At 50.6% G+C, this 25,886-nt stretch carries 24 protein-coding genes; 20 read left to right on the top strand and 4 right to left on the bottom strand.

Going from position 1 to position 25,886, the window contains the following annotated elements; all coding sequences use genetic code 11:
• The first annotated feature begins 290 nt into the window (after positions 1-290).
• The 14 genes from DFQ01_RS06880 to pduL all read left to right on the top strand — a co-directional run bounded on the left by DFQ01_RS06880 (position 291) and on the right by pduL (position 15,404).
• The gene (locus DFQ01_RS06880) at positions 291-1,055 is read left to right on the top strand and encodes a DUF3388 domain-containing protein (protein ID WP_110043139.1); all 765 of its coding nucleotides are present in this window, start codon (positions 291-293) and stop codon (positions 1,053-1,055) included.
• A gap of 47 nt (positions 1,056-1,102) precedes the next feature.
• The gene (locus tag DFQ01_RS06885; RefSeq protein WP_110043140.1) at positions 1,103-2,098 is read left to right on the top strand and encodes a helix-turn-helix domain-containing protein; all 996 of its coding nucleotides are present in this window, start codon (positions 1,103-1,105) and stop codon (positions 2,096-2,098) included.
• A 126-nt stretch (positions 2,099-2,224) separates the two neighbouring features.
• Positions 2,225-2,716 carry a YajQ family cyclic di-GMP-binding protein gene (locus DFQ01_RS06890; RefSeq protein ID WP_110043141.1) on the top strand — a complete coding sequence of 164 codons (492 nt, stop codon included), beginning with the start codon at positions 2,225-2,227 and terminating at the stop codon, positions 2,714-2,716.
• Positions 2,717-2,949: 233 nt separating this feature from the next.
• Positions 2,950-3,525 (top strand): CDP-diacylglycerol--glycerol-3-phosphate 3-phosphatidyltransferase, encoded by a 576-nt coding sequence (gene pgsA, locus DFQ01_RS06895; RefSeq protein ID WP_110043142.1) that lies wholly within the window; start codon positions 2,950-2,952, stop codon positions 3,523-3,525.
• A gap of 78 nt (positions 3,526-3,603) precedes the next feature.
• Entirely contained in the window at positions 3,604-4,863 is a 1,260-nt protein-coding gene (locus DFQ01_RS06900; protein ID WP_110043143.1) for a competence/damage-inducible protein A, read from the top strand.
• 251 nt (positions 4,864-5,114) lie between these two features.
• On the top strand, positions 5,115-6,176 hold the full coding sequence (recA, locus tag DFQ01_RS06910; RefSeq protein ID WP_110043281.1) for a recombinase RecA: 1,062 nt from the start codon (positions 5,115-5,117) through the stop codon (positions 6,174-6,176).
• Between the two features lie 82 nt (positions 6,177-6,258).
• On the top strand, positions 6,259-6,936 hold the full coding sequence (locus DFQ01_RS06915) for a regulatory protein RecX (RefSeq protein WP_110043145.1): 678 nt from the start codon (positions 6,259-6,261) through the stop codon (positions 6,934-6,936).
• Between the two features lie 285 nt (positions 6,937-7,221).
• Positions 7,222-8,763 carry a ribonuclease Y gene (rny, locus tag DFQ01_RS06920; protein ID WP_110043146.1) on the top strand — a complete coding sequence of 514 codons (1,542 nt, stop codon included), beginning with the start codon at positions 7,222-7,224 and terminating at the stop codon, positions 8,761-8,763.
• A 755-nt stretch (positions 8,764-9,518) separates the two neighbouring features.
• Entirely contained in the window at positions 9,519-10,313 is a 795-nt protein-coding gene (locus tag DFQ01_RS06930) for a TIGR00282 family metallophosphoesterase (protein WP_110043148.1), read from the top strand.
• A gap of 200 nt (positions 10,314-10,513) precedes the next feature.
• Complete coding sequence (locus DFQ01_RS06935; RefSeq protein ID WP_006211249.1) at positions 10,514-10,774, top strand: stage V sporulation protein S; 261 nt, start codon at positions 10,514-10,516, stop codon at positions 10,772-10,774.
• Positions 10,775-10,887: 113 nt separating this feature from the next.
• Positions 10,888-11,850, top strand: coding sequence for a dipeptidase (locus tag DFQ01_RS06940; RefSeq protein WP_110043282.1), 963 nt, complete (start codon positions 10,888-10,890; stop codon positions 11,848-11,850).
• Between the two features lie 286 nt (positions 11,851-12,136).
• Positions 12,137-13,870, top strand: a complete 1,734-nt coding sequence (locus DFQ01_RS06945) for a 2-oxoacid:acceptor oxidoreductase subunit alpha (RefSeq protein ID WP_110043149.1) — start codon at positions 12,137-12,139, stop codon at positions 13,868-13,870.
• Positions 13,871-14,737, top strand: a complete 867-nt coding sequence (locus DFQ01_RS06950; RefSeq protein ID WP_110043150.1) for a 2-oxoacid:ferredoxin oxidoreductase subunit beta — start codon at positions 13,871-13,873, stop codon at positions 14,735-14,737. It abuts the gene before it with no gap.
• Between the two features lie 94 nt (positions 14,738-14,831).
• Positions 14,832-15,404 carry a phosphate propanoyltransferase gene (gene pduL / locus DFQ01_RS06955; protein WP_110043283.1) on the top strand — a complete coding sequence of 191 codons (573 nt, stop codon included), beginning with the start codon at positions 14,832-14,834 and terminating at the stop codon, positions 15,402-15,404.
• A gap of 99 nt (positions 15,405-15,503) precedes the next feature.
• Here pduL and DFQ01_RS06960 read toward each other — a convergent pair whose 3' ends face one another.
• The gene (locus DFQ01_RS06960) at positions 15,504-16,181 is read right to left on the bottom strand and encodes an LrgB family protein (RefSeq protein ID WP_110043151.1); all 678 of its coding nucleotides are present in this window, start codon (positions 16,179-16,181) and stop codon (positions 15,504-15,506) included.
• Positions 16,178-16,582, bottom strand: coding sequence for a CidA/LrgA family protein (locus DFQ01_RS06965; protein ID WP_110043152.1), 405 nt, complete (start codon positions 16,580-16,582; stop codon positions 16,178-16,180). Before DFQ01_RS06965 ends, DFQ01_RS06960 begins: the two co-directional genes overlap by 4 nt.
• Positions 16,583-16,689: 107 nt before the next feature.
• Here DFQ01_RS06965 and DFQ01_RS06970 point away from each other — a divergent pair, with 107 nt between their 5' ends.
• The 4 genes from DFQ01_RS06970 to DFQ01_RS06985 all read left to right on the top strand — a co-directional run bounded on the left by DFQ01_RS06970 (position 16,690) and on the right by DFQ01_RS06985 (position 21,191).
• Positions 16,690-17,586, top strand: a complete 897-nt coding sequence (locus DFQ01_RS06970; protein ID WP_174812757.1) for a LysR family transcriptional regulator — start codon at positions 16,690-16,692, stop codon at positions 17,584-17,586.
• A gap of 115 nt (positions 17,587-17,701) precedes the next feature.
• Positions 17,702-19,261, top strand: coding sequence for a tRNA (N6-isopentenyl adenosine(37)-C2)-methylthiotransferase MiaB (miaB, locus tag DFQ01_RS06975; protein ID WP_110043153.1), 1,560 nt, complete (start codon positions 17,702-17,704; stop codon positions 19,259-19,261).
• 57 nt (positions 19,262-19,318) lie between these two features.
• Positions 19,319-19,813 (top strand): YlbF/YmcA family competence regulator, encoded by a 495-nt coding sequence (locus tag DFQ01_RS06980; protein WP_110043154.1) that lies wholly within the window; start codon positions 19,319-19,321, stop codon positions 19,811-19,813.
• A 214-nt stretch (positions 19,814-20,027) separates the two neighbouring features.
• Positions 20,028-21,191, top strand: coding sequence for an iron-containing alcohol dehydrogenase (locus DFQ01_RS06985; protein ID WP_110043155.1), 1,164 nt, complete (start codon positions 20,028-20,030; stop codon positions 21,189-21,191).
• 81 nt (positions 21,192-21,272) lie between these two features.
• On the opposite strand, the gene DFQ01_RS06990 is transcribed toward DFQ01_RS06985, so the two are convergent.
• Positions 21,273-21,893, bottom strand: a complete 621-nt coding sequence (locus tag DFQ01_RS06990; protein ID WP_110043156.1) for a biotin transporter BioY — start codon at positions 21,891-21,893, stop codon at positions 21,273-21,275.
• 136 nt (positions 21,894-22,029) lie between these two features.
• Here DFQ01_RS06990 and DFQ01_RS06995 point away from each other — a divergent pair, with 136 nt between their 5' ends.
• Positions 22,030-22,899, top strand: coding sequence for an ATP-binding cassette domain-containing protein (locus DFQ01_RS06995; RefSeq protein WP_146216838.1), 870 nt, complete (start codon positions 22,030-22,032; stop codon positions 22,897-22,899).
• The gene (locus tag DFQ01_RS07000; protein WP_110043158.1) at positions 22,874-24,583 is read left to right on the top strand and encodes an ATP-binding cassette domain-containing protein; all 1,710 of its coding nucleotides are present in this window, start codon (positions 22,874-22,876) and stop codon (positions 24,581-24,583) included. Before DFQ01_RS06995 ends, DFQ01_RS07000 begins: the two co-directional genes overlap by 26 nt.
• Before the next feature lie 49 nt (positions 24,584-24,632).
• Here DFQ01_RS07000 and DFQ01_RS07005 read toward each other — a convergent pair whose 3' ends face one another.
• Positions 24,633-25,829, bottom strand: coding sequence for an MFS transporter (locus tag DFQ01_RS07005; protein ID WP_110043159.1), 1,197 nt, complete (start codon positions 25,827-25,829; stop codon positions 24,633-24,635).
• Between the last annotated feature and the right edge of the window lie 57 nt (positions 25,830-25,886).

The following is a 25,886-nucleotide window of genomic DNA, read 5'->3' on the forward strand; positions in this document are numbered from 1 at the left end:
GTTGTTAAAGGTGAAACAGCTGCTGCCACTTTTGTGGCACAGTTTGTTTCATCCCTGAGAAATCCAAGACTAAGTATAGGCTGATGACTTATACTTTCTTGGGTTTTGACAAAGGCTCCCGTCATGGGGGCTTTTTTCCGCATCAGAGTTTAAAAGTTTTAACTAAAGAACGTTGTAGTCAGGGAGAGGCTGCCAAGTCACTGGAACATTCATGCATTCGCTTGCAGGAAAGTGACGAAAATTGTAGAATTAATTTTTGAAGATTGAACGGCAAATGGGGACGGTGGAAAATGGAAAAGCGGCAGTGGTACATGGAATACAAAATACATAAAAATCGTCCTGGTCTGCTTGGCAATATTGCTTCCTTGCTCGGGATGATGAGTGTTAACATCTTGACGATTAATGGCGTTGAGGATCGTACGCGAGGCATGCTCCTCGAGACCGATGACGACGGCAAAATCGATCTGCTTGGCCAGATGCTTGCGAAGATGGATTACATTACGGTGAATAAGCTTCGCCCGCCTACGCTGCTGGATATTCTGGCTGTACGTCACGGGCGTTATATCGAGCGAGACTCGGATGATAAGAAAACGTTTCGTTTTACACGGGATGAGCTCGGTGTACTGGTCGATTTTCTCGGTGAAATTTTCAAACGGGAAGGCAATCAAGTTATCGGCTTGCGCGGCATGCCGCGTGTAGGGAAGACGGAATCGATTATCGCAGGCAGCGTTTGCTCGAATAAAAGATGGACATTCGTTTCTTCAACGCTGCTTCGCCAAACGGTGCGCAGCCAGCTGTCTGAGGAAGAGATGAATCCGAACAGCATCTTTATCATTGACGGAATCGTCAGCACAATGCGTTCCAATGAGCGCCATTATGCGCTTATTCAAGAGCTCATGGCGATGCCGGCTACGAAGATTATCGAGCATCCCGATATTTTCATAAAAGAATCACACTACGATTACAGCACTTTTGATACGATTATAGAGCTGCGTAATACGCCGGATGAAGAGATTTCGTACGAAGCGATTACAAACGGCTTACATGATTTCTAGATCAACAAATCAGCGCATATAGACCAGAGACATCAGGAGGTGAAGATATGTCAGATTTAGGAGAACTGCTTAAGAAAGCACGTGAGCAAAGCGGTATGTCGCTTGATGATATTCAAGAGTCTACAAAAATCCGCAAACGGTACCTAGAAGCAATTGAATCAGGCGACTACAAAGTGCTGCCAGGGAGTTTTTACGTTCGTGCGTTCGTGAAGACGTATGCAGAGACGCTCGGGCTGAACGCGGATGACGTACTTCGCTTATACAAACACGAAATGCCGGCAGCGCCGCCTGATCCGGCTGTAGAGCCGATGATCAAACAACCGCGTAGAGCGTCGCAAACATCATCCGACCGATGGAGCAAGTTTGGCTTCACGGGCATTATGCTGTCGTTCGTTATCGTTATTGCTGCAGTTGTGTGGATCTATGCGATCAATAACTCCGACACGAATGATAATGCACATAAGGTCGATGATCAGACGAAGATTACGGACTCCACCGATATTCCGAAGGAGACGGAGCCGAATACGACGACGGATCAGCAGCCAAACACAAACACGGGTACGACGGGGAACGATACCGGCACTAATGTGCCAGCACAGCAGCCTGAACCGCCAGTCCAAGCTACCACGGTCACGTTATCGGGCAAGTCGGGACGTGTGGATCTGTATGACGTAGGACCTAGCGGAGATCACCAGCTGAAGTTTACAGTTAAGGGCGGTACGAGCTGGATCGAAGTTCGTGAAGGCGGCTCTAAAGGCAAAGAGCTGTACTCTGGTTTGGCAGCTGATGGTACAGAGCAGACATTCCCGCTTACGGGATCTACGTACATGAATGTTGGCCGTGCGGATCTGGTTGAAATCTCGATTGATGACGTTGTAGTAGAGGACGGCAATCGGACGACGACCAAGAAGCTGCAGTTCAATCCGGTCTCGGCTGATGCAGGCACTGGCACCGGCACTGGTACGAATAAAGGGACTGACACGGGTACAGGTACAAATGCAACAAATCAAGATCAAGCAGGCGAAGTTCAGAACGTTCAATAACATTTCGCTGACAAAAAGGCATTCGCCTCCTGTGCGGATGCCTTTTCTTGTGAGCGCTTTTCGGTTATAATACGGCACAAGTATACGAAAGTGTAATGTTTATTTTACAAAGGAGCGATTAAAGTCATGAGTGCAGAAAGTTCATTTGATATTGTGTCGAAAGTGGATATGCAGGAGTTGAATAATGCGATTACGCAAGCGGAGCGGGAGCTCGAGACGCGTTTTGACTTCAAAGGCAGCAAGTCGAGCATCAAACTGGACAAGGAAGAGCTGGTCATCGCTTCGGATGATGAGTTTAAGCTCAGCAACGTTATCGATATTCTTGTGGCGAAGATGGTTAAGCGTGGTGTTCCGGTTAAAAACCTTGATTACGGTAAAATTGAGCCCGCTAGTGGGTCGACGGTTCGCCAGCACATTAAGCTTCGCACAGGTATTGAACAGGACATTGCCAAAAAAATTAATATTCTAATCCGCGACTCGAAAGTCAAGGTGAAGAGTCAGATTCAAGGGGATCAAATTCGGGTAACAGGAAAAAGCAGAGACGACCTACAGGCTGTCATTGCGCTTCTTCGTGGCGCAGATTTGCCGATTGAGCTGCAATTCATTAACTACCGCTAAACAAGATCATAAGCCTACTGCTGCTCTAGCGCGCTGTCCTTTGGTTCATTTTGACACGCTATAGGGCATGTATTATACTTTATGAGATAGCTTTATGGAGTCAGATCTGGGGGATTGCACGAAATGACAGAACGACAATTCAGAGCGCAAATGCTGTGCGATATGGCAGCGGGACAATGGAACAGCAGCTCGAAGGGTACGCCACTCACCACCCTTAGCGGGGAGGAGATGCTGTGAACTTAGCGAACAAGATTACAATCGCCCGTATTTTCCTCGTTCCAATCATTATGATTTTTTTGTTGATCAAATTGGATTTGGAGCCGATTCACTTTGATGATTTCTCGATTACATACAATCAGATTGTAGCCGCTCTTATCTTCATCATTGCTGCAAGCACGGACGGACTGGACGGCTACATCGCTCGGAAGAATAAAATCGTAACGAACCTCGGCAAGCTGCTGGATCCTCTTGCAGATAAGGTGCTCGTTGCTGCTGTACTGATCTCGTTGGTTGAAATGGATAAGCTGGATGCATGGATTGCGGTCGTTATTATTTGCCGCGAGTTTGCTGTGACTGGCTTAAGACAAATCGCGCTTCTTGAGAACAAAGTAATTGCTGCAAGCAAGTGGGGCAAATGGAAGACAGCTGTTCAGATTACGATGATTATCGCGCTTATGCTGAACAACTTCCCATTCACTTTCATCGATATTCGTTTTGATCTTTTCGCAAGCTGGGTAGCGGCGATCATTACGGTTTACTCCGGTATCGATTATTTTGTAAAGAATAAAAACCTGATACCAATTGCCTAAAATACACGGACATCCTCCATTCTGGGGGGTGTCCTTCCTTTACTACAGCATTTATGTTACGAAAGGGAGGCTCATCCGATGAAAGCAGAAATCATTGCGGTTGGTACTGAACTGCTGCTTGGACAAATCGTCAATACGAATGCTCAATTTTTGTCTCGCCGCTTGGCCGATCTAGGCATTGACGTTTATTATCAGACGGTTGTCGGAGACAATCCTAACCGTATTCGCAGTGCAATCGAGACGGCTCGCAGCAGGGCGGATCTGCTGCTGTTTACAGGGGGCTTAGGGCCTACGCAGGATGATTTGACTAAGGATGTGCTGGCTGAATACCTCGGGCGGGAAATGACGTATGATCAGCCTTCTATGGACAAAATCGTGGCGTTCTTCCAGAACCGCGGCATACATATGGTTGAGAGCAACAAGAGGCAGGCAACATCGATTGTCGGAGCTGTGCCGCTGTTTAATGAAGCGGGCCTTGCGGTTGGCAATGCATTGCATGTCGATGGTACACGTTACCTGCTGCTGCCAGGACCGCCTCGTGAGATGAAGCCGATGTTTGAGGGACCTGCTCTCACTTGGCTGCTTGGAGAACTAGGTACTGCGATTCCGCTCTATTCAAGACTTCTTAAGTTTGCTGGTATCGGCGAATCGAAGCTGGAGCATGATCTGCTGCCTCTGATTGAAGGTCAGACCGACCCGACAATTGCGCCATATGCCAAAGAAGGCGAAGTCGCCATTCGGGTCTCGACGAAAGCTGCGACGGCTATGGAAGCACAGCGGAAAATCGACGAAACAGTCGATAACATTAAACAGCTTGTTGGCGCTCATCTGTATGCACAGGAAGACATTCCATTAGAAGAAGCCGTCGTGCGTCTGCTTCGTTTGTCGAATCGTACAATGGCGTCCGCGGAGAGCTGCTCAGGCGGCTTGTTCGCAGAACTCATTACGAACATTCCAGGCAGCAGCGGCGAGTACGCAGGTGGTGTTGTTACTTATACGAATATGATGAAGCATCAGCTGCTTGGTATCCCGTTGTCACAGCTTGAAGGGGAGGGTGCACCTGGTGCGATCAGCGAATCGACTGCTCAGATGATGGCCGAACGTGTTAGAGAGATCGCTGATGCAGACTTCGGAATTTCCATTACAGGTGTTGCTGGCCCAGCAGAGTCGGAGGGTAAACCAGTAGGGCTAGTTTATTTCGCGATAGCACAGCGTGCCAAGCCTACAGACGTTCACACGATGCATTTGGGCGGCACACGAGACATTATCCGTGTACGCGCCGTAAAAGCGGTGCTGTACCGCTTTTGGCAGGCCTTAGGCGGCGGTACAGAGGTGTAAGAAGAGCTTGGCTTGCATGGAGGATGGAGCGCTTAATTTCTCTTGCCCGTGCCAAGTAATCATGATATAGTAGCGATAGTTAACGGAGGAACCGTAGCGAATGGATCATTTGCTGCGGTTCTTTTTGTTCTTAGGGGTATGATCCATATGCTCCTTAGAAAAAAAAGCGAATGTATGTTCGAAAAAATGCTTGGCAACAGGAACGAAATAAGCTATGATTACATTATAAAGAGCAAAGGGATGTGAGTTCGTTGTCAGATCGTCGCGCAGCGTTAGAAATGGCACTACGCCAGATTGAGAAGCAGTTCGGTAAAGGCTCCATCATGAAACTAGGCGAATCGACGCATATGCAAGTTGAGACCGTTTCAAGCGGCGCGCTTGCTTTAGATATTGCCCTTGGAATTGGCGGATTTCCTCGTGGTCGTATTATTGAAGTGTACGGGCCGGAGTCTTCCGGTAAGACGACGGTTGCGCTTCACGCAATCGCAGAAGTACAGAAGATTGGTGGACAAGCTGCATTCATCGATGCCGAGCATGCGCTGGACCCACTGTATGCAAGCAAGCTAGGCATCAACATTGACGAACTGCTGCTCTCGCAGCCAGATACGGGTGAACAAGCGCTTGAGATCGCTGAAGCACTTGTACGCAGCGGCGCTGTCGACATTATCGTCATTGACTCCGTAGCAGCACTTGTGCCAAAGGCCGAGATCGAAGGCGATATGGGTGATTCCCACGTTGGTCTGCAAGCACGTCTGATGTCGCAAGCACTCCGTAAGCTGTCTGGTGCGATCAACAAGTCGAAAGTTATCGCGATCTTTATTAACCAGCTTCGTGAGAAAGTTGGCGTCATGTTCGGTAACCCTGAGACAACGCCAGGCGGCCGTGCCCTTAAGTTCTACTCCAGCGTACGTCTTGATGTTCGTCGGATTGAATCGATCAAACAAGGCAACGATGTGGTTGGTAACCGCACGCGTATTAAAGTTGTCAAGAATAAGGTTGCTCCTCCGTTCAAGCAAGCTGAGCTGGACATTATGTACGGCGAAGGTATCTCGCGTGAAGGCAGCATTATCGATATTGGTACAGAGCTCGACATCGTTCAGAAGAGTGGTGCATGGTTCTCGTACAATGGCGATCGCCTCGGCCAAGGCCGCGAGAATGCGAAGCAATTCTTGAAAGACAATAAAGAAGTTGCTGCAACGATTGAGCAGCAAATTCGCCAAGCAACACAACTTTCCGAATCTACTCTTCAAGCAGCAGCGCTTGCCGCTGAGAAAGAGGAAGAAGAAGAGCCAACGTTCGAAGATCTGCTGTAAGTCAGCAACCACATAAGCAAGAAGAGAAAGGCACCTTATTTGAGGTGCCTTTCCTCGTTCATGAGGAGGTTACATTTGGACGATGATTTACACGGTTACATCGGTCGAACAGGATGCCAAGCAGCACCGACGATATCATATTTATATGGATGGAATGCCGGAGCCGATGCTGTCTGTCCATGAAGATTTGCTTATCCGTCATCGGTTGTTCAAGGGATTAGAGCTGTCAGCGTCTGCAATCGCAGATATTCAGGCTGAAGACAACAAATATCGCGCTTATGCGATGGCAATCCATTATTTGGGCTTTCGCCCGCGAACGAGCAAAGAAATCGAGTGGTATTTGCAGCGTAAGGAGATCGAACCTGAACCGATTGCTTATGCCATAGAACGGCTGGAACAGGAACGGCTAATAGATGATGAGGACTATGCACGACGTTTCGCGCAGAGCCGACTAAGAACAGGCGGCAAGGGGCGGCTGCTCATTAAGCAGGAGCTGAAAATGCGTGGTGTAGATAAGCATACAGCGGATGCGGCATCTCGAGAACTTGAGCGCGATACCGAGCAAGCATCTGCCGATCATGCGGCAGCAAAGAAGTGGCGTTCGATGACTGGAGAAATATATGACAAGCGGCGTAAGCTTACACAATTTTTGCTGCGGCGAGGCTTTCCTATGGACGTAGCGATGCAGGCTGTGAAGCAAGTATCGGCCGATCAAGGGAGCACTCCTGACGATGAAGAGTTAGGGTGGCTTGACAATTGATTTTGTCAAAAGATAAAATGATTTTGTATTCTTTCTTTTTGAATCGATTTTCCTTCCAAAAATTGATTCGAAACAGACTATTTTCACTACGTTTAGTCGATTATTCGGTATGGAACCGGCTAAGACAAGGTGAAACGGCTGCTGCCTTCCTATTAATTGGCACAGTTCGTTTCATTCCGGTGAAATCCAAGCATAAGGATAAGGTGAAAACTTATACTTTCTTGGATTTAAACAAAATATCATCCCAAGCGTTGAAACTTGGTGTGCAACGGGGAGGTGAACAAGATGCCCACGGCTGTATGGATCTTGATCGTTCTCGTTGTTGGTGCGATTTTCTTTGGGATAGGTTATTTCATTCGCAAATCGATCGCCGAAGCCAAAATTCAAAGCGCTGAACAAGCCGCTACTGTCATCGTAGAGAATGCGAAGAAAGAAGCGGAAGCGCTGAAGAAAGAAACTGTGCTTGAGGCGAAAGATGAAGTCCACAAGCTCCGTTCTGAAGCTGAACGCGATATTCGCGAGCGGCGCAATGAAACGTCTCGTCAAGAGCGTCGTCTCCAGCAGAAAGAAGAGACTCTGGATAAAAAATTAGAAGCGCTTGAGCGCAAAGAAGAACAAGTTGCCAACAAGGAGAAACGAATCGAGGAAACGCAATCGCAAATCGATGTTCTCTACAAGCAGCAAGTAACTGAGCTAGAACGGATTTCGAATCTTTCGATGGAAGATGCTCGCAGCATCATTTTGTCCAACGTAGAGCAGGAAGTTCGTCATGAAACGGCTCAAATGATCAAGGAAATCGAGCAGCAAGCGAAGGAAGAAGCGGATAAAAAGGCGCGCGACATTATTTCGTTGGCTATTCAACGTTGTGCGGCTGACCACGTCGCAGAGACGACTGTCTCTGTCGTAGCTCTTCCGAATGAGGAAATGAAAGGCCGCATCATCGGACGTGAAGGCCGCAACATTCGCGCCTTGGAAACTTTGACCGGTATCGATCTCATTATCGACGATACACCGGAAGCGGTCATACTGTCGGGCTTCGACCCGATCCGTCGGGAAATCGCCCGGACTTCCTTGGAGAAGCTTGTCGCAGATGGACGGATTCACCCTGCACGAATCGAAGAAATGGTCGAAAAATCCCGCAAAGAAGTGGACGAGCGTATCCGCGAATATGGGGAACAGGCTACTTTCGAGGTTGGTGTGCATGGTCTGCATCCGGACTTGATCAAAATTTTGGGCCGTTTGAAATATCGTACAAGCTACGGTCAGAACGTACTCAAGCATTCGATGGAGGTCGCGTACCTTACAGGTCTTATGGCTGCCGAGTTGGGTGAGGATGTTACGCTTGCTAAGCGTGCAGGCTTGCTCCACGATATCGGTAAAGCACTTGACCACGAAGTCGAAGGCTCGCACGTTGAGATCGGCGTAGAGCTTGCTAAGAAGTACAAGGAGCATCCAGTCGTTATTAACAGTATCGCATCCCACCATGGTGATTGCGAAGCGACGTCGGTTATCGCAATGCTCGTTGGCGCAGCTGACGCTTTGTCGGCAGCACGTCCAGGAGCACGCCGCGAGACGCTCGAAACGTACATCAAGCGTCTGGAGAAGCTCGAAGAAATTTCCGAATCGTTCGAAGGCGTCGAGAAGTCGTACGCCATCCAAGCTGGCCGCGAAGTTCGCGTCATGGTTCAGCCTGAGAAGATCGACGACACGGAAGCGTTCCGCCTAGCACGCGATATCACGAAAAAAATCGAGAACGAGCTCGATTATCCGGGCCACATCAAGGTTACGGTTATTCGCGAAACGCGCGCTGTCGAATACGCAAAATAATGACCAGAGACGCAAGTGGCTGACCATCAGCCACTTGCGTCGTTTTTTATGGGAAACTCTACAGAGTTTCTACCCACCCAAACCATCCCTGCTAGGGATGCCCCGGGGGTTCCACCCCTGGACCCCGGAAGGAGGCACGTGGGAGAGACAGAGGCGCAAGATGGACACGTGGGGAGAGGGAATCGCGTGCCCTAAGGGCACAGCTTCAGTTGCGCATGGGAAGAAACAAGTGACATACTGTTTGATCAATGTTAAATTAGATTATTCATCCCACATATATCGTTAGCGCAGCGCTTTGCAGTACATAATGAACAATAGGCGTTTGATAGTTACTGGTGGTGCACGAACAAAAGTTATGCCCCCATTCGCGACCGTGGAAACGGGAGTCCATGCAATCCTCATTAGCAGGAAGGGTTTGGGTGAGGAGATATGTTGGGTTCAACAGGAGCGAAGCTCCTACACCCATCTCGAACAAAAGTTGTACCCCGTAGGGAGTACACGACGCCCAGCACGCAGTAATGCGATTGCTCCGATAGTCGATCATACAGCCCCTTCCGGGGTCCAGGGGGCGGTAGCCCCATGGGGTCCTCCCTTGCAGGGAGGATTTAGGCGGGTAGAAAAACATGGGGTACAAAATGGGGCGAAGCCCCTTATTCAGCTATAACTGGGGGTCGCCGAGGGGCACAACCCCTAGAAACAATCATTAGTGGGGTCAAGGGGCGACCAGCCCCATGAAATAAACCGGAGGTTTTATGATGAGAATTCTTTTTATCGGCGATATTGTCGGCAGTGTTGGCCGAGCAGCAGTAAAGAAAGTGCTCCCAGCGCTGAAGACTAAATATAATCCGCACATTATTATTGCGAATGGCGAGAATTCGGCGGCGGGGCGTGGCATTACCGCTACGATTGCGAAGGAACTTTTCGACGCAGGCGTTCACGGCATTACGATGGGGAATCATACGTGGGACAACCGTGACATATTCGAATGGATCGACGACGAGCAGCGCATCGTTCGTCCGGCCAACTATGCACCAGAAGCGCCGGGTAGAGGGGCTGCCATTATTAAGGCTAACGGAAAGACGCTCGCGATCATTAACATTCAAGGCCGCACATTCCTGCCTCCGATCGATTGTCCGTTCCGCACGGCGGACGCTTTGATCGAGGAGATGAGCAGCAAGACGAATCAGATCCTTGTCGATTTCCACGCGGAGGCGACGTCGGAGAAGATTGCAATGGGCTGGCATTTGGATGGCCGCGCATCGCTCGTTGTGGGTACGCATACGCATGTGCAGACGAATGACGATCGCATTTTGCCACAAGGTACGGCTTATCTTACGGATGTAGGGATGGTCGGTCCACGTGATGGCGTACTCGGGATGGAGCGCACGGCGGTGCTGCACAAATTCCTGACGCAGCTGCCGACTCGTTTCGTCGTTGACGAGGGCGATTGGCACTTCCATGCCGTCCTGGTAGATACGGATGACGCGACGGGAAAAGCAACATCGATTCAAAAAATTCGCCAAACAGAAGAAACGTTGATGTTCTTCTAGGGTTGTATATCCTGCACCATGAAACGATCCCGCATAAATGGATAGGCCGCGGTTCAGTTTTCTTAAATAAATTGTTCTAAATGTCAAACAATTCGGAATAGTGAACAAAGTACAAGCAAGAAAAGAAGGAATCTTTCTGCCGCCCTCGAATAGTTATAACTAGTGGAATTAACCCATCATTCCCGAGGAGGTACTTTTTCATGGAAGTATTAAAAGTTTCAGCAAAGTCCAATCCAAACTCTGTTGCTGGCGCGCTAGCTGGTGTTTTGAGAGAACGAGGCGGCGCAGAACTTCAGGCTATCGGGGCTGGTGCGTTAAACCAAGCGATTAAGGCAGTTGCGATTGCAAGAGGGTTCGTAGCGCCTAGTGGCGTCGATCTGATTTGTATTCCTGCTTTCACGGACATTGTAATTGATGGCGAAGACCGCACTGCGATCAAGTTGATCGTTGAGCCTAGATGATATGCATCGGGAACGTTTCAGCACAATAGTTACGAAATGGATAAACCTGTTTACATATTTGTAGGCAGGTTTTTTGCATGCTGCATAACAATATAGGAAGGAATGAAGCTGCAATGCGAGAACCCGCCTCATCACCTTATCCGCTAGTGGATTTTCACTGTGATGTGCTGTGGAAGCTGCTGGAGCATGAGGAGCTCTCATTCGATGATCATTCGGATAGTCGCATAGATGTAACCCCAGGAAGGCTTCAAGCCTCGCAGGCGATTCTACAGACGTTTGCCATATATACATCCCCACAGAAAGCAAGCCAAGCTGCAATATGGAAAAGCGTTGATCTCTTTTATGACAAAGTGCTGAGCAATCCGCGAATGCATTTGATTCGAGATGCTGCAGACATTGATCATGCAATGAATAACGGTTTAACAGGCGCACTGCTTTCCCTTGAAGGGGTCGATGGACTGCAAGGCGATTTCACGATGCTGAGGCTTCTGTACCGCCTTGGGCTGCGCGCAGTAGGACTTACATGGAATCATGCGAATTGGGCAGCAGATGGCGTGCTGGAGCCCAGACAGGGCGGTCTGACAGCCAAGGGCGGTCAATTCGTTGAGGAATGTGAACGACTGGGCATCATACTTGATGTGTCGCATCTGACCGAACGGGGCTTCTGGGAGCTGGCAGACCGCGTGAAGCGGCCGTTTATTGCTTCGCATTCGAATGCGAAGGCACTGTGCCCACATGCGCGCAATCTGACCGACGATCAGATCAAAGCGCTCATCGCGATCGATGGCCGAATCGGGATTACGTATGTACCCTATTTCGTCCGAGAAGACGGTAAAGCGACCATCATTGACGTGCTGCGTCATATCGAGCATGTAGCGGGACTTGGCGGAGCGAAGCAGCTAATGCTGGGGTCTGATTTTGATGGAATCGAACAGTATGTGCAATCGCTGCGCCATCCGGCGGATGTCCGGAAACTAGTAAATGAAATGCTGAAAGTATTTCCAGAGCAAGTTGTAACCGATATCACCTCGGCTAATGCGATTCGGTTCCTAAAGCAGCAATTACCTGCAAAATAACCGGAAAGTCGATTGTTTATTCTCTAAATGGCACGAATGTCATCGAAAAGACAGATCATTTATTCAGTATTTATTAAGGCCTCTAGTCTTGCAATTTGATGCTAGCTCTCATAAAATTTAAATGATAATCATTTTTAATACGTAATCATTTATTCGCTATTGGCCTAAGCACCTACCTCTAAGCGCGGTTGCTCACCAATACAACGGAATCGATAGAGGTTCACACAACTAATCGCACACATATATCCGAATGCTGTTGCGTTCTATAAAAGAGGAGATGGACGTTTTGATCAGTCAATTATCATGGAAGATCGGGGGACAACAGGGGGAAGGCGTTGAAAGTACGGACCGCATTTTCTCCACTGCGTTGAACCGCCTCGGTTACTATTTGTACGGATACCGCCATTTCTCTTCTCGCATCAAAGGTGGACATACGAATAATAAAATTCGGATTAGCACGAGTCCCATTCGCGCGATCTCCGATGATTTAGATATTCTTGTTGCATTCGATCAGGAGAGCATCGATCTCAATGCCCACGAACTGCGGGCAGGCGGCGTTGTTGTCGCGGATGCGAAGTTCAACCCCGTAGTGCCTGAAGGAATTGATGCGAAGCTGTTTGCCGTTCCGATTACGGCAATCGCTGAAGGTCTTGGAACATCCCTAATGAAGAATATGGTTGCTTCTGGCGCATCGTGGGCTCTTCTTGGCCTGCCGCTTGAAGTATTCAATAAAGCCGTTGAGGAAGAGTTCGGCCGTAAAGGTGCTGCAGTCGTTGAGAAGAACATCGAAGCGGTACGACAAGGCGCAGAATTCGTGCTCGAGCAAGCAGGTGGCCCGATCGAAGCGTTCAAGCTGGAGCCTGCAGACGGCAAGCAGAAGATGTTCATTATCGGTAACGAAGCCATTGGTCTCGGTACGATCGCAGCAGGCTGCCGCCTCATGTCGGCTTATCCGATTACGCCTGCATCCGAGATTATGGAATATTTGATCAAAAAGCTGCCGAAGTTCGGCGGTACGGTTGTGCAAACTGAAGATGAGATCGCAGCAGTAACGATGGCAATCGGCGCGAACTACGCAGGTGTTCGCACGATGACGGCATCGGCTGGTCCAGGCTTGTCGCTCATGATGGAGGCAATCGGTCTGGCAGGTATGACGGAGCAGCCGCTCGTCATCGTCGATACGCAGCGCGGAGGCCCTTCGACGGGTCTGCCAACGAAGCAGGAGCAATCCGACCTGAACGCAATGGTATACGGTACACACGGCGAAATTCCGAAGGTAGTCGTAGCGCCTGCATCGATTGAAGACTGCTTCTATGACATGATCGAGGCGTTCAACGTGGCCGAACAGTATCAGGTTCCAGTTATCGTGATGACGGACCTTCAGCTGTCGCTTGGTAAACAGTCCTGCGAAATGCTTGACTACGACCAAATTGTTATCAAGCGCGGCAAGCTGGTTGACGAAGTGCCGGCTCTGGGTGACAATGAGCTGTTCAAACGTTACGAATTTACGGAAGACGGCGTTTCGCCGCGTGTGCTTCCAGGCGTGAAGGGCGGTATCCACCACGTAACGGGCGTCGAGCATGATGAGAGCGGACGTCCTTCGGAGAGCACGATCAACCGTAAGAAAATGATGGATAAACGTCTGAGGAAGCTGCAGGCGCTGCAATTCCGTGACGCGATCCGCGTGGATGCTCCATACGAGCAAGCCGATCTGCTTATTATCGGTATGGGCTCGACTGGCGGTACCATTGATGAAGCGCGCAATAGACTGGAAGCAGACGGCTTGAAGACGAATCATGTGACGGTTCGCTTGATCGCACCATTCCCAACGGATCAACTTACACCGTACTTGAACAGCGCGAAGCGCGTTGTTGTACTGGAGAATAACGCAACGGCACAGCTCGCGTCGCAGATCAAAATGCACGCAGGTTATGCTGATAAAATTCATAGCATCTTGAAATATGACGGCAGTCCGTTCCTGCCAACCGAAGTGTACAAAGCATGCAAGGAGTTGAACTAAGTGGCTACATTTAAAGATTTTCGCAATAACATTAAGCCGAACTGGTGCCCAGGCTGCGGTGACTTCTCAATCCAAGCAGCGATTCAGCGGGCTGCGGCGAACGTAGGCCTTGAGCCTGAAGACCTTGCTGTCATTTCGGGTATCGGTTGTTCGGGGCGGATTTCCGGTTATATTAACGCTTACGGCTTGCACGGTATTCACGGCCGCGCACTCCCAATCGCGCAAGGCGTTAAGCTGGCGAACCGCGAGTTGACGGTTATCGCTTCCGGCGGTGACGGTGACGGCTTTGCGATCGGTATGGGCCACACGGTTCATGCCATCCGTCGTAACTTGGACATTACGTACATCGTAATGGATAACCAAATCTACGGTCTGACGAAAGGTCAAACGTCCCCACGCAGTGCGGAAGGCTTCAAGACGAAGTCGACGCCAGAGGGTTCGATCGAAACGACGCTGTCTCCGCTCGAGATCGCGCTGTCGGCGGGTGCAACGTTCGTTGCTCAATCGTTCTCCAGTGACCTGAAGCAGCTCACGGCATTGATCGAGCAGGGCATTGCCCACAAAGGCTTCTCGTTCATCAACGTATTCAGCCCTTGCGTAACGTTCAATAAAGTCAATACGTATGATTGGTTCAAGGAGAACATCGTTAACCTGGCGGAGTTCCCAGAATACGACCCAACGAGCCGGATCGGAGCCATGACGAAAATTATGGAAACAGGCGGTCTGCTGACAGGTCTGATTTATCAGAACAAGGAACGCAAATCGTACGAGGATATGATCGTTGGCTTCAAAGAAGAGGCGCTCAGCTCACAATCGCTCGACATCAGCCGCGAAGCATTCGACAAGTTGGTTGCCGAGTTCCAATAATAAAAGGTATAATAAGGCATACGGCTAGCTCTTTAGTCGTATGCCTTTTCTTGTTATTACTATAGCGAAAGCGTTAAAGGACGGCGATGAACCAATGGCGAAGACAGTACCAGTAGGCGTATCTGCAAGACACATACATTTGACAGCGGAGCATGTCGCGATCCTGTTCGGCGCAGGCTATGAGCTGACAGAGATGAAACCATTGTCGCAGCCAGGTCAGTATGCTGCGAATGAAACAGTGGCTGTAATCGGTCCCAAAGGCACGTTCCAGAAGGTTCGTATTCTTGGGCCGGTGCGTCCAGCAACTCAGCTGGAAATTTCGCGTACGGATGCATTCTCGATTGGCGTGAAGCCGCCAGTGCGAGAGTCTGGTGATATTAAAGGTTCGGCTGGTGTTACGATTCAAGGACCAGCAGGGGAAGTAACGATTGAAGAGGGCGTTATTGTTGCAGCCCGTCACATTCATTTCCATACGAGCGATGCTGAGAACTGGGGTATCGTGGACAAGCAGAAGCTGCGTGTACGCGTAGGCGGTGAGCGCGGCGTTATTTTTGAAAATGTCGTTGCGCGTGTATCCCCGAATTTCGCGTTGGACATGCATATCGATACCGATGAAGCGAATGCAGCGGGAGTCGAGAACGGACAGCAAGCCGAAATCATCGATTAATATACGGCTGCGGAACATAAGAAGCGGTCACCGCTGGAGAGTATCCAGTGAGTGACCGCTTCTTCGTACATATAGATATTTCAAGCTAATCAGACATCTTCAGTAGATCAACCGAGCGAAGGCGGGCATCGCAACAATAGCAAGCAAAGCCGCGATGATCATCGACACGCTGGCGATCGCACCTGCGAGCGAGCCAAGCTCGAATGCTTTGGATGTGCCGGCCCCGTGAGCGGATGTTCCAAGCATGACGCCTCTTGTGACGTCGCTCTCGACACGCAGCATTCGAATAATAGCCGGGCCGAACAAGCTGCCTGTCAGGCCGGTAATCATGACGAGCGCAGCGGTGAATGCAGGGTTGCCGCCGAGTGTTGCGGATAAGTTCATCGCGATTGGCGTCGTAACGGATCGCGGGATTAAGCTTTCCGTTAGCGTCGCGTTCAGATGGAAGAAGCCGCCTGCTGCCGCGGCACAAATGACAGAAGCTGCCGATCCTGCGCTGACGCCGCACACAATTTCGAGCGCGTGCTTTTTCAGAATCGGATAATTCCGATACAGCGGGACTGCTAAAGCAACCGTAGCTGGCTTAAGCAGATCCGACAACCAATGCGCGCCGCTGTTAAAGTCGCCATACGGAATGCCAGTCACAAGCAGTATGCCGACTAGAAGCACTGGCGTGATAAGCATCGGCGACAGTATGAATATCGGGAATCGGGTGTATAGCAAGCGTGAAGCGACATAGATGCCGATCGTAACGAGCAGGCAAAGGATCGGAATCATGAATGACTCACCTCGTTGCGGCGTCCGAGACGTCTAGCTTTGCTGGCTTTAATAAGCCCGGATGGCAGTGCGATTGCAGCCATGACCACGACTGTGCCGATAACGACAGCGATCAGCAGCGTTAAGCCGTTCGTACGAACGATGTCCTCATATTGTATGATGCCGACGCACGGCGGAATAAAAAATAGCAGCATTTGCGCGAGCAGCCAATTGGCCCCTCGCTCGATCCACTGGAGGCGGACAATACCGCTCTTAAGCAATGCGAACAAGATAATTGCACCAATGATGCTTCCAGGAACGGGCAAATGCAGCCATTGTGCAGCTCGATCCGAACCGATCGCAAGTGCCGATAGCAGGGCAATCTGTACAATCGTGAGCGACAAGTTTTTAAGTGTAAGCATGTCGATGCATTCCCCTTTCATATTGAAGTATACGAGCGCACGTGGTATAGGTAAAATGAATAATAAGAATGGCTTTCATGACTTTTATCTATGGGAAGGGATGCATTATCGATATCAAACATTTGCAGTATGTGATCGAGGTTGCTCGAACAGGCAGCTTCACGAAGGCGGCTCAGACGATGTTCGTTAGTCAGCCAACGATCAGCAAGATGATTAAATCAGTCGAGGAGGAGCTGGGCGTTGAGCTGTTCGATCGTTCAGGTCCACGTATCGTACCGACAGACGTCGGACAGTTGATCGTCGATCAAGCGAACGTGATTACGCACGCCTTCGGCAATCTAACGGCTGGGCTGGACGATCTCGCAACACTGCGCAGAGGCAAGCTTCGTATTGGACTGCCTCCGATGGCAGGCGCTGGATATTTCGCAGAACCGATCGGACGCTTTCATGCGAAGTACCCGGGCATTGCCATTGAATTGGCAGAGGATGGCGCGAAGCGGATTGAATCGGATATTGAGAGCGGCGCACTTGATTTCGGCGTAGTGCTGCTTCCAACCAAATCAGAGCTGTTTGAATCGATTCTGATCGCGGATGAGCGGCTCATGCTTCTCGTTCATCCCGAGCATCGTTATGCAGCGAGAACCGATGTCCGTCTGAATGAGCTTGCAGCAGAGTCATTCATCTCCTTTAGCGAAGGCTTTGCCTTACATGATCGAATTCCAGCGGCTTGTCTAGCAGAAGGCTTCCAGCCCAATGTCGTATGTGAAAGCTCGCAGTGGGATTTGATCGTACGGCTCGTTGCAGCCAATCTAGGCGTAGCGCTGCTGCCGGAGACGATATGTAAGGAAGCTGGAAGCGGGGTGGCGGCCATTGCATTGGAATCGCCGATCATTCCCTGGCAGTTGGCTTTCGTCTGGCGGAAGGATCGTTACTTGTCCTATGCAGCGAAAGAATGGATACGATATCTCGGTACGGTTTTTCCAGGCGGTCAATCTTCGAAATGAGGTTGAACGAGTTTCGACATCATAGCCATTCTCGGAACAGAATGGTATACTATAGACTTGAATCATTCCTACATAATTGAGCTTGAATATATGAAGAAAGCGAAGTGAAAGGGCAATGGCGAAAGATAATCAAGAGACAAAGGATTACGCCAAATATTTCGACTTTTCTAATATACAGACAAGCGTGGACGACAGTGGCGTCCGCAAAATGCGTTTGAATGGCCGTAACATTGCAATTCATGCTGAGCCCAGTCATCGCGATGAGAAGCAGCGTGGCAAACAACAAATTCAAGTGCATTACGAGAATGCGATCCCTGATGAGCTTCTGACGCTTGGACAGGGCAAGCGCTATCTCATCTACACATACGGTTGTCAGATGAACGAACATGACACGGAAGTTATGAAAGGCATGTTCGAACAGATGGGTTATACCGAGACAACGGATCGTTTGGAAGCGGATGTCATTTTGCTTAATACATGCGCGATTCGAGAAAATGCCGAGGACAAAGTGTTCGGCGAGCTGGGTCACTATAAGGCATTAAAGCGCGAGCGACCTAACCTGCTGCTGGGCGTTTGCGGTTGTATGTCACAGGAAGAATCCGTCGTCAACCGCATAATGGAGAAGCAGCAGCATGTCGATCTCGTGTTCGGTACGCATAACATCCACCGGCTTCCTTATTTGCTGCAGAACGCCTACTACAATAAAGAGATGGTTGTCGAGGTCTGGTCCAAGGAAGGCGACATTATCGAGAATCTGCCGAAGAAACGTGAAGGCATGCGAGCATGGGTGAACATCATGTACGGCTGCGATAAGTTCTGCACGTACTGCATCGTGCCTTATACGCGTGGCAAGGAGCGGAGTCGTCGTCCAGAAGACGTCATTGCAGAAGTTCGTGAGCTTGCACGTCAAGGCTACAAAGAGGTTACGCTGCTTGGTCAGAACGTCAATGCTTACGGCAAAGACTTCGAAGACAGCGAGTACCGGTTCGGCGATTTGATGGCAGATATTTCGACAATCAATATTCCAAGAATTCGCTTCACTACGAGTCATCCGCGTGACTTCGACGATCATCTGATTGAGGTGTTGGCGGGCAAGGGAAATCTCGTGGAACATATTCACCTTCCTGTGCAGTCCGGCAGCTCGGAAGTATTGAAGCGGATGAGCCGTAAGTATTCGCGGGAGCGCTTCCTTGAATTGGTAGGTAAAATTAAGAAAGCGATTCCCGGTGTCGTGCTGTCGACGGATATCATCGTCGGCTTCCCGGGCGAAACCGAAGAGCAGTTCGAAGAAACGCTGTCACTCGTCCGTGAAGTCGGCTTCGAGATGGCATACACATTTATTTATTCGCCGCGTGAAGGTACGCCTGCCGCGGATATGGAAGACAATGTGCCGTTTGAAGAGAAGAAGGCACGGCTGGCACGATTGAACGACTTGATGGCAGAGCTCGGCCGCAAAGGCAACGAACAGCTGCACGGTCAAATCGTCGAAGTGCTGGTGGAAGGTGAAAGCAAGAACAAGGCGAACGTGCTGTCCGGTCGTACGCGGACGAACAAGCTCGTTCACTTCGAAGGACCGAAGGAATGGATCGGTCAATTCATTCAAGTGCGAGTGACGGAGCCGCTTACCTGGCATATTAAGGGAGAGCCTGTCCTGCATGAAGAAGCAGTATCTTAATTAAGAATTTCAGAAGAAGATAAACGATACGCTAACGTAGCGATAGGAGAGATAACAATGGCTGAGCAGCACGCACATACTTGCGGGCATGACCACGATCACGACCATGACCACGAGAACGGACGGTGTGTTCCTAGCTTCCATACGCGCGATTTGATCGTTCGTAAGGACGTGATGGAGAAGGCAAAAGAATTGGCAGACTTGATCTATACTTCGGAAGAGGTAGAGCGTTACCGTCAAGCAGAGAAGCAGATCCAAGGACATGAGCGCGTTCAATCGCTCATGGCGCTGCTGAAGAAGAAGCAGAAGGAAGTCGTTGCTTTCGAGAAGACATTCAAGAACGAGACGATGGCGAAGAAGATTGAACAGGAAATGGCCGAGCTGCAGGATGAACTGGACGGCATGCCGATCGTTTCCCAGTTCCAGCAAAGCCAATCGGACATCAATTATATGCTTCAGCTCGTGATCGGTGTTGTACGCGATACGGTTGCTCAGAAGCTTGAGGTTGAAGGCGCTACGGAGCAGGATGAGCCTGCAGATTGCAGCAATTAAGCCTTAAATGAACGAAACAGGGAAAGCGATATGCGCTTTTCCTGTTTTTTCGTTTGTGCAATAGGATAAATTAAGATCGATAGAACAAGAAAAGATGCCCAAACTTCATATTGTTGATAAAACCTATCTCGAAACGCGGGATTGACCTGGCAATTCGTTTTTATCATAATAGAGAAGTGTAGTTGTACATAACCGGAAGGGGAGATTAAGCAGCATGCGTCCTTTTGTCTATCGGAATCCAACAAAACTGATTTTTGGCGATCAATCGCTTCATCACATCACAGCTGAGGCTGAGAAATATGGGAAGAAAGTGCTGCTCGTATACGGCGGAGGCAGCATTAAGCGTAACGGCTTGTACAATGAAGTGCTCGAGCTGTTGGGACAAGCTGGCTGCAGCGTATTCGAATTGGCTGGCGTAGAGCCGAACCCACGTTTGTCGACGGTTCACCGTGGTGCTGACATTATTCGTCAGGAGGGCATCGATTGGGTGCTTGCTGTAGGCGGCGGCAGTACGCTGGATTGTGCCAAAGCGATCGCAGCTGCGGCGAAGTACGACGGCAACTTCTGGGACATTGTAACGAAAAAAGCAACGGTTCAATCCGCACTGCCACTTGGTACGGTACTGACGCTGGCTGCGACGGGTTCGGAGATGAACTCGAACTCGGTTATTACGAACGAAGAGACAGAGGAGAAGCACGGCTGGGCTAGTCCGCATGTGTACCCAGCTTTCTCGATTCTAGATGCCAAGTGGACAGCTTCCGCACCTAAGGATCATACGGTATACGGCATCGTCGATATGATGGCGCATGTGTTCGAACAATATTTCCACCACGACGCTCGTACGCCTGTGCAAGACGGCTTCAGCGAATCGATTTTGCGTGCAGTTGTAGAAACAGCACCGCATCTGGTCAATGACCTAACGAATGTACAATATCGCGAAACGATTTTGTACTGCGGTACGATGGCGCTGAATGGTACGCTGTCGATGGGTATTCTAGGCGACTGGGCGAACCATGATATGGAGCACGCGGTATCGGCTGTGTACGATATTCCGCACGGCGGCGGCCTTGCGATTTTGTTCCCGAACTGGATGACCTATGTACTTGACGACAATGTCGCACGTTTCCGCCAGTTCGCGGTTAACGTATTCGGCATCCGCGAAGACGGACGTTCGGATCGTGAAATTGCCGAAGCGGGCATTCAAGCACTGCGTGATTTCTGGAACTCGATCGGCGCTCCTTCGCGTCTGTCTGATTACAACATTGACGCAAGCCGACTCGAAGAGATGGCGGATAAAACAGTTGGCGGTAGCACGCGCGGTCACTTCCGCAAGCTGACGAAGGAAGACGTAGTTAACATCTACCGTCTGTCGCTGTAAAATCGCGATAAGGCCAGCTTTGCAAGCACGGCGCACAGCTTAATAGGCATTGATATGCCGCAAAAGAAAAACAGGGAGAGCCTAGTGGCTCATCCCTGTTTTGTGTGTTGCGGAGGTGTAGGCTGTTGATTGCTTAGCATGACGTGCTGCAATGAACGGATAGAGTGACATCGTAAGTCCGGTTGCAACGACGGCTTTCAGCGCATCGCCTGCCAGGTATGGGTAGCAGCCTTTAATCATCGCTTGATGGAATGAGTAATTAACCGAATGCATGAGCCATGGCACGCCGGACACGTAGCTGAGCAGCGAACCGAATACTTCGAAGACGAGGAATAGTCCAACGATCATTGCGGTCCGATTCGACGCCAGGCGGCTGTTCATCAGCTTTACGACGAACAACCCAACGAAGAAGGCGTTGAATGGGAATGCAGCAATGAAGCCGCCTGTTGGGCCAGTCATGTACGATAGTCCGCCTTGACCGTGCAGGAGCGGCAGTCCGGTCGCCGTGAGCAGCAGCACAATCATAATGCTGGAGAAGCCGAGCCTTGCTCCGAGGAAGGCGCCTGCGAGCATGACGGCGAGATTTTGTAGGGTGATTGGTACTGCAGAGAAGCCTAGTTCGAATTTAACGGCACTTAGCGCGATGAAGAGAGCGCCGAACAGTGCGGTGAAGACGATGCTGCGAAGTGATGATGCTTTCATAATTGCACCTTCCTATGTCGTTTGATATATGTTAACCTATAATCATATAAACTTGGTTAACGAAAAGAATCATAGCACACGTTTTCCGATATAGGAAGAGGTTGGGTGAATTATTTTGCAGCGAGAACGTTGGAGGTTGAGATCGGTTGATTTGTTCGTACAGTCAGCGGTATCTCATAGACCCGGGAATAACGGCGGGAACAATCCGCTCGTACATACAATGGAGCATCATCTGCTTCATCAAATTGATCTAACCATTAAGCACGGAGAATGGGTGTTTCTTGTTGGATCGAATGGCAGTGGCAAGAGCACATTGGCACGGCTTCTTGCAGGACTTGGGCATGCGCGAGTCACAGGGGATATCGCTAGAATGGAAGACGCTTCGTTCGCTCCGCTCGTCGCACAAAATCCGGAAGCTGCGCTTGTCGGGATGACACCCGAAGAAGATGCTATACTGCTGCTGGAACAGCTCGCAGTTGAAGCAGGGGAGATGCCTAAACGAATTGATGCAGCTATGCGTATCGTCGGGCTGACCGATCAGATGAAGCAGCCGATTGCGCAGCTATCAGGCGGGCAGAAGCAGCTTGCTGCTATTGCAGGATGCATCGCAAGCGGTGCAGATGCCCTTATAGTCGATGAACCGACCGCAATGCTCGACCCCCAAGCATCAGCTGCTGTCATGGCTGCACTGCGTGAACTACATCGTACCGGAACGACAGTTATATGGGTTACACAGCGTCTGGAGGAATTGCAGGAAGGTGACCGGGTCGTGTCCATGAAGGACGGACGGATCAAATTCGATGGTCGTGCGGAACAATTCTATTCGAGAGATAACGCTAATGTGGGAAGTCCTTGCGAAGAAGCGGGACTCGATGCGCCGTATGTGGTACATACCGTTTGGGAGTTGCAGCGATCCGGTATTATGCTGGATCCGCCTATGCCGCTTACGGCATCCTCACTAGCAAAGGCGGTGAACAGCTATGCCAAACAGCCTGCATGCTCGTGATCTGAGAGTTGTAGTTGATGGGAAGACCATTGTTCGTTCCTTAACCGCTGCGTTCAAGAGTGGGCATATTACGTTAATCGTCGGGCATAATGGCGCAGGCAAGTCTACGCTGCTGGAAACATTGGCAGGGCTTCGGGAGCCGGCGTCCGGTGTAATTGTACTAGAAGATCAGCCGTTATGGCTGAAGCGGAAGCTCAATCATAATTATTTGATGCAGATTGGCGTTTCCTTGCAGCAGTCTGCAGCGCAATGGTTTCTGCCAACGGTCGCAGATGAATTCCGATACTCGCTCCGCCCTTATCGGTTAAGCAGCGCTGAGAGCGATGCGCGTATGAAGATTGCCCTGTCAGCAGTTGGTCTAGAGGAGGAACAGTTCCTTCATCGAGATCCGAAGACGCTGAGCGGCGGACAGCAGCGTCGCTTATCCATTGCTATGCTAGCGGCATGTCAATCGAAATGGCTGCTGTTGGATGAGCCCACGGCGGGGCTGGATGCTGAAGGCACTCGCCAGCTAGGTATGTTCCTTCAAGCACATCGTGATGCAGGCGGGAGTGCAATCATCGTCGCGCATGACCTGGATGTACTGCTGCCAGTTGCGGATGCGGTGCTCGTACTAGACGGAGGAATCGCAGTGTCATCGGATATGCGGTCAGCTGCAGCATACGCTGCCTTATTAGCCGCTTCATCCGATAAGGGACCGCTGCCACAACCACTGGAGACGGCGGTACTGCTGCAGCAAGCGGGATTTGCACTGCCAGTGACGAACGAAGCGTGGCTGGAGCCACAAGCATTGGCTGCGGTACTGGTAAGTGAACTGCAAGGACAAGATCATAACGAGGATCGCGCTAGTAGTGTGACGGTGTCATCATATCCAGCAGCTCCACAGGCAGCATCGGAAACTAGAGCTCCGACGTCAGAACAACCCGTACAGCAAGCGATCAGCAAGACAGGAATCATTTCATCAGACCGATTTGATCCCCGAGCTGTAATCCTCAGCTACCTGCTGTTTGCAACGGGTATACTCATGCAGCAGAGCTGGATCGGCTTGCTTATTGCAACTGCAACGGCGTTGGCATTCGTCTGGTGGCCGCTTCGTTACACAATCACGCCATGGCGGAATGCCGTTATGCTGTATGCGAAGATGGTTCTTCTATTTGTACTATTCGCGGGTATCAAGATAAGCCCTATCGGGTACGATTGGCATCCAGCGATGGAGACGGGTTATCGTCTTTGTAAGCTGTTCGTCGTCATGGTGACTGGCTTGCCGATTGCTGCACTCATGACACCTATTCGGCTTCAGCGTGCAATTGAACAAACGTTAGGCTGGCTGCGTCAGGTGAAACTGCCGATCGAAGCTCTCGCATTGACCGTGGCACTTATCTTTCGTTTCTTACCGATGATCAAGCAGGAGTGGGATCGCTTCGTCCGCATCGCGCACGCGAGGGGCAAATCGACAACAAGACCAGGCAAGCTGCCTGCTCGGATGCTTTATGCCATTCTGGCACCGTTCATGCTGTCTATGCTGCGTGGGGCCGATGAGATGACGGACGCGCTGGAGGCGCGAGGTTATGGAAGAGAAGGCGGAAGCAAGCCGACGCGAGGCATCGTATTGCGATGGTCAATGACGGACAGCAAGCTCGTGGCGGTGTTCGGCATTTTATTTGTTCTTTTTTATTTGTTGTAAAATAAAATCCGCATGCTCATTTGCAGCATGCGGATTTTTTATCCCCTCATTACCTTGCAATCTGGTGCTTCTCGCTCGCAGCCTCGCGACCCCATTTCAATGCCAGCACCGTCGCGATGACGCCCGCTGCGCCGCCTAACCAGAAGCCGCTGTCGATGCTCCAGCGGTCATTCATCCAACCCGCAACGAATGGTCCAGCGAACATGCCGACGGAATAGACGGCTTGATAGAAGCCCATCGCCGTTGCACGCTCGTTCAATTGCGCCTCGCGAATGGCTAGGCTGAGCAGCATCGGCAGCAGCAGCCCCTGCATGAAGCCGTTAACCGCTTGTGTTAAGGCGAGCACGATCAGGTTCGGACTGAATGCAATAAGTGCGGTTGCGACTGCGCCAACACCGAAACCAATCTGCAGCAGCCGCCACTCCCCAAGCTTCGCCGATAACACTCCGCCTGCTAATAGAGAAGCTATTGCGTGCGGCACCATGAAGGCGAATACGATCGCAGTTAGCAGCCAGCCGTCTGCACCAAGCTCTTTAGCCTTGAGTGGTGTGAATCCGAACATCGAGATAAAGAGCATCGCATGTACGAGTACAGATAGAATTGCTGCATGAACGAGTGTCCGCTGCCGGACGACGCCGCGAAGTAAGCGAACGGACATCGGCGGCCGGCCCTCAGCCGCGGGCTCTTCACGAATAAACAAAGCAACAATGAGTCCAATCATGCCTGCCCCGATTCCGATGTAGAACGGGACATGCCAGCTGAATGTGTCTGCAAGCGGCGCGCTGAACGCCATCCCAAGCAGTTGACCCGCCACGGTCATCGCACTAACCTGACCCATTGCCTTCGATGCTTCATCCGGTCGAAACAGGGAAGCATACATGATCGTAAACGCAACCCATGTGGATGCGCATATCCCGGCGGTTATCCGCCCCGATAGTGCCCAGCCTAATCCGCCGGGGATGATGAACAATAAGCAGCTGAGCGACCCGGCGGCAAGACCAAGCATGATGAACGGCTTGCGGCGGCCCATCGTATCGGACCAGAGCCCGATCGGAAAACGTACGAGCAGTTGGACGAAGCCATAGCTGCCGAGGACGAGGCCAATCATGCCAAGTGATAGGCCACGCGAGGTTAAGTAAGGGGATAGAATCGGAACATACATATACATGGAGGTCCAATAGAGGACCGTCATGATGCCAAACCAGACACGTTGCTGTCGGCGAGGAATGCGAAGCGCAGCAGACATTAGGTCATTACCTCCATCACAAGTTGCATACAGCTTCTACAATACAGCGGATTTTAC

Source organism: Paenibacillus cellulosilyticus, from assembly GCF_003182255.1.
GTDB lineage: Bacteria > Bacillota > Bacilli > Paenibacillales > Paenibacillaceae > Paenibacillus_T > Paenibacillus_T cellulosilyticus.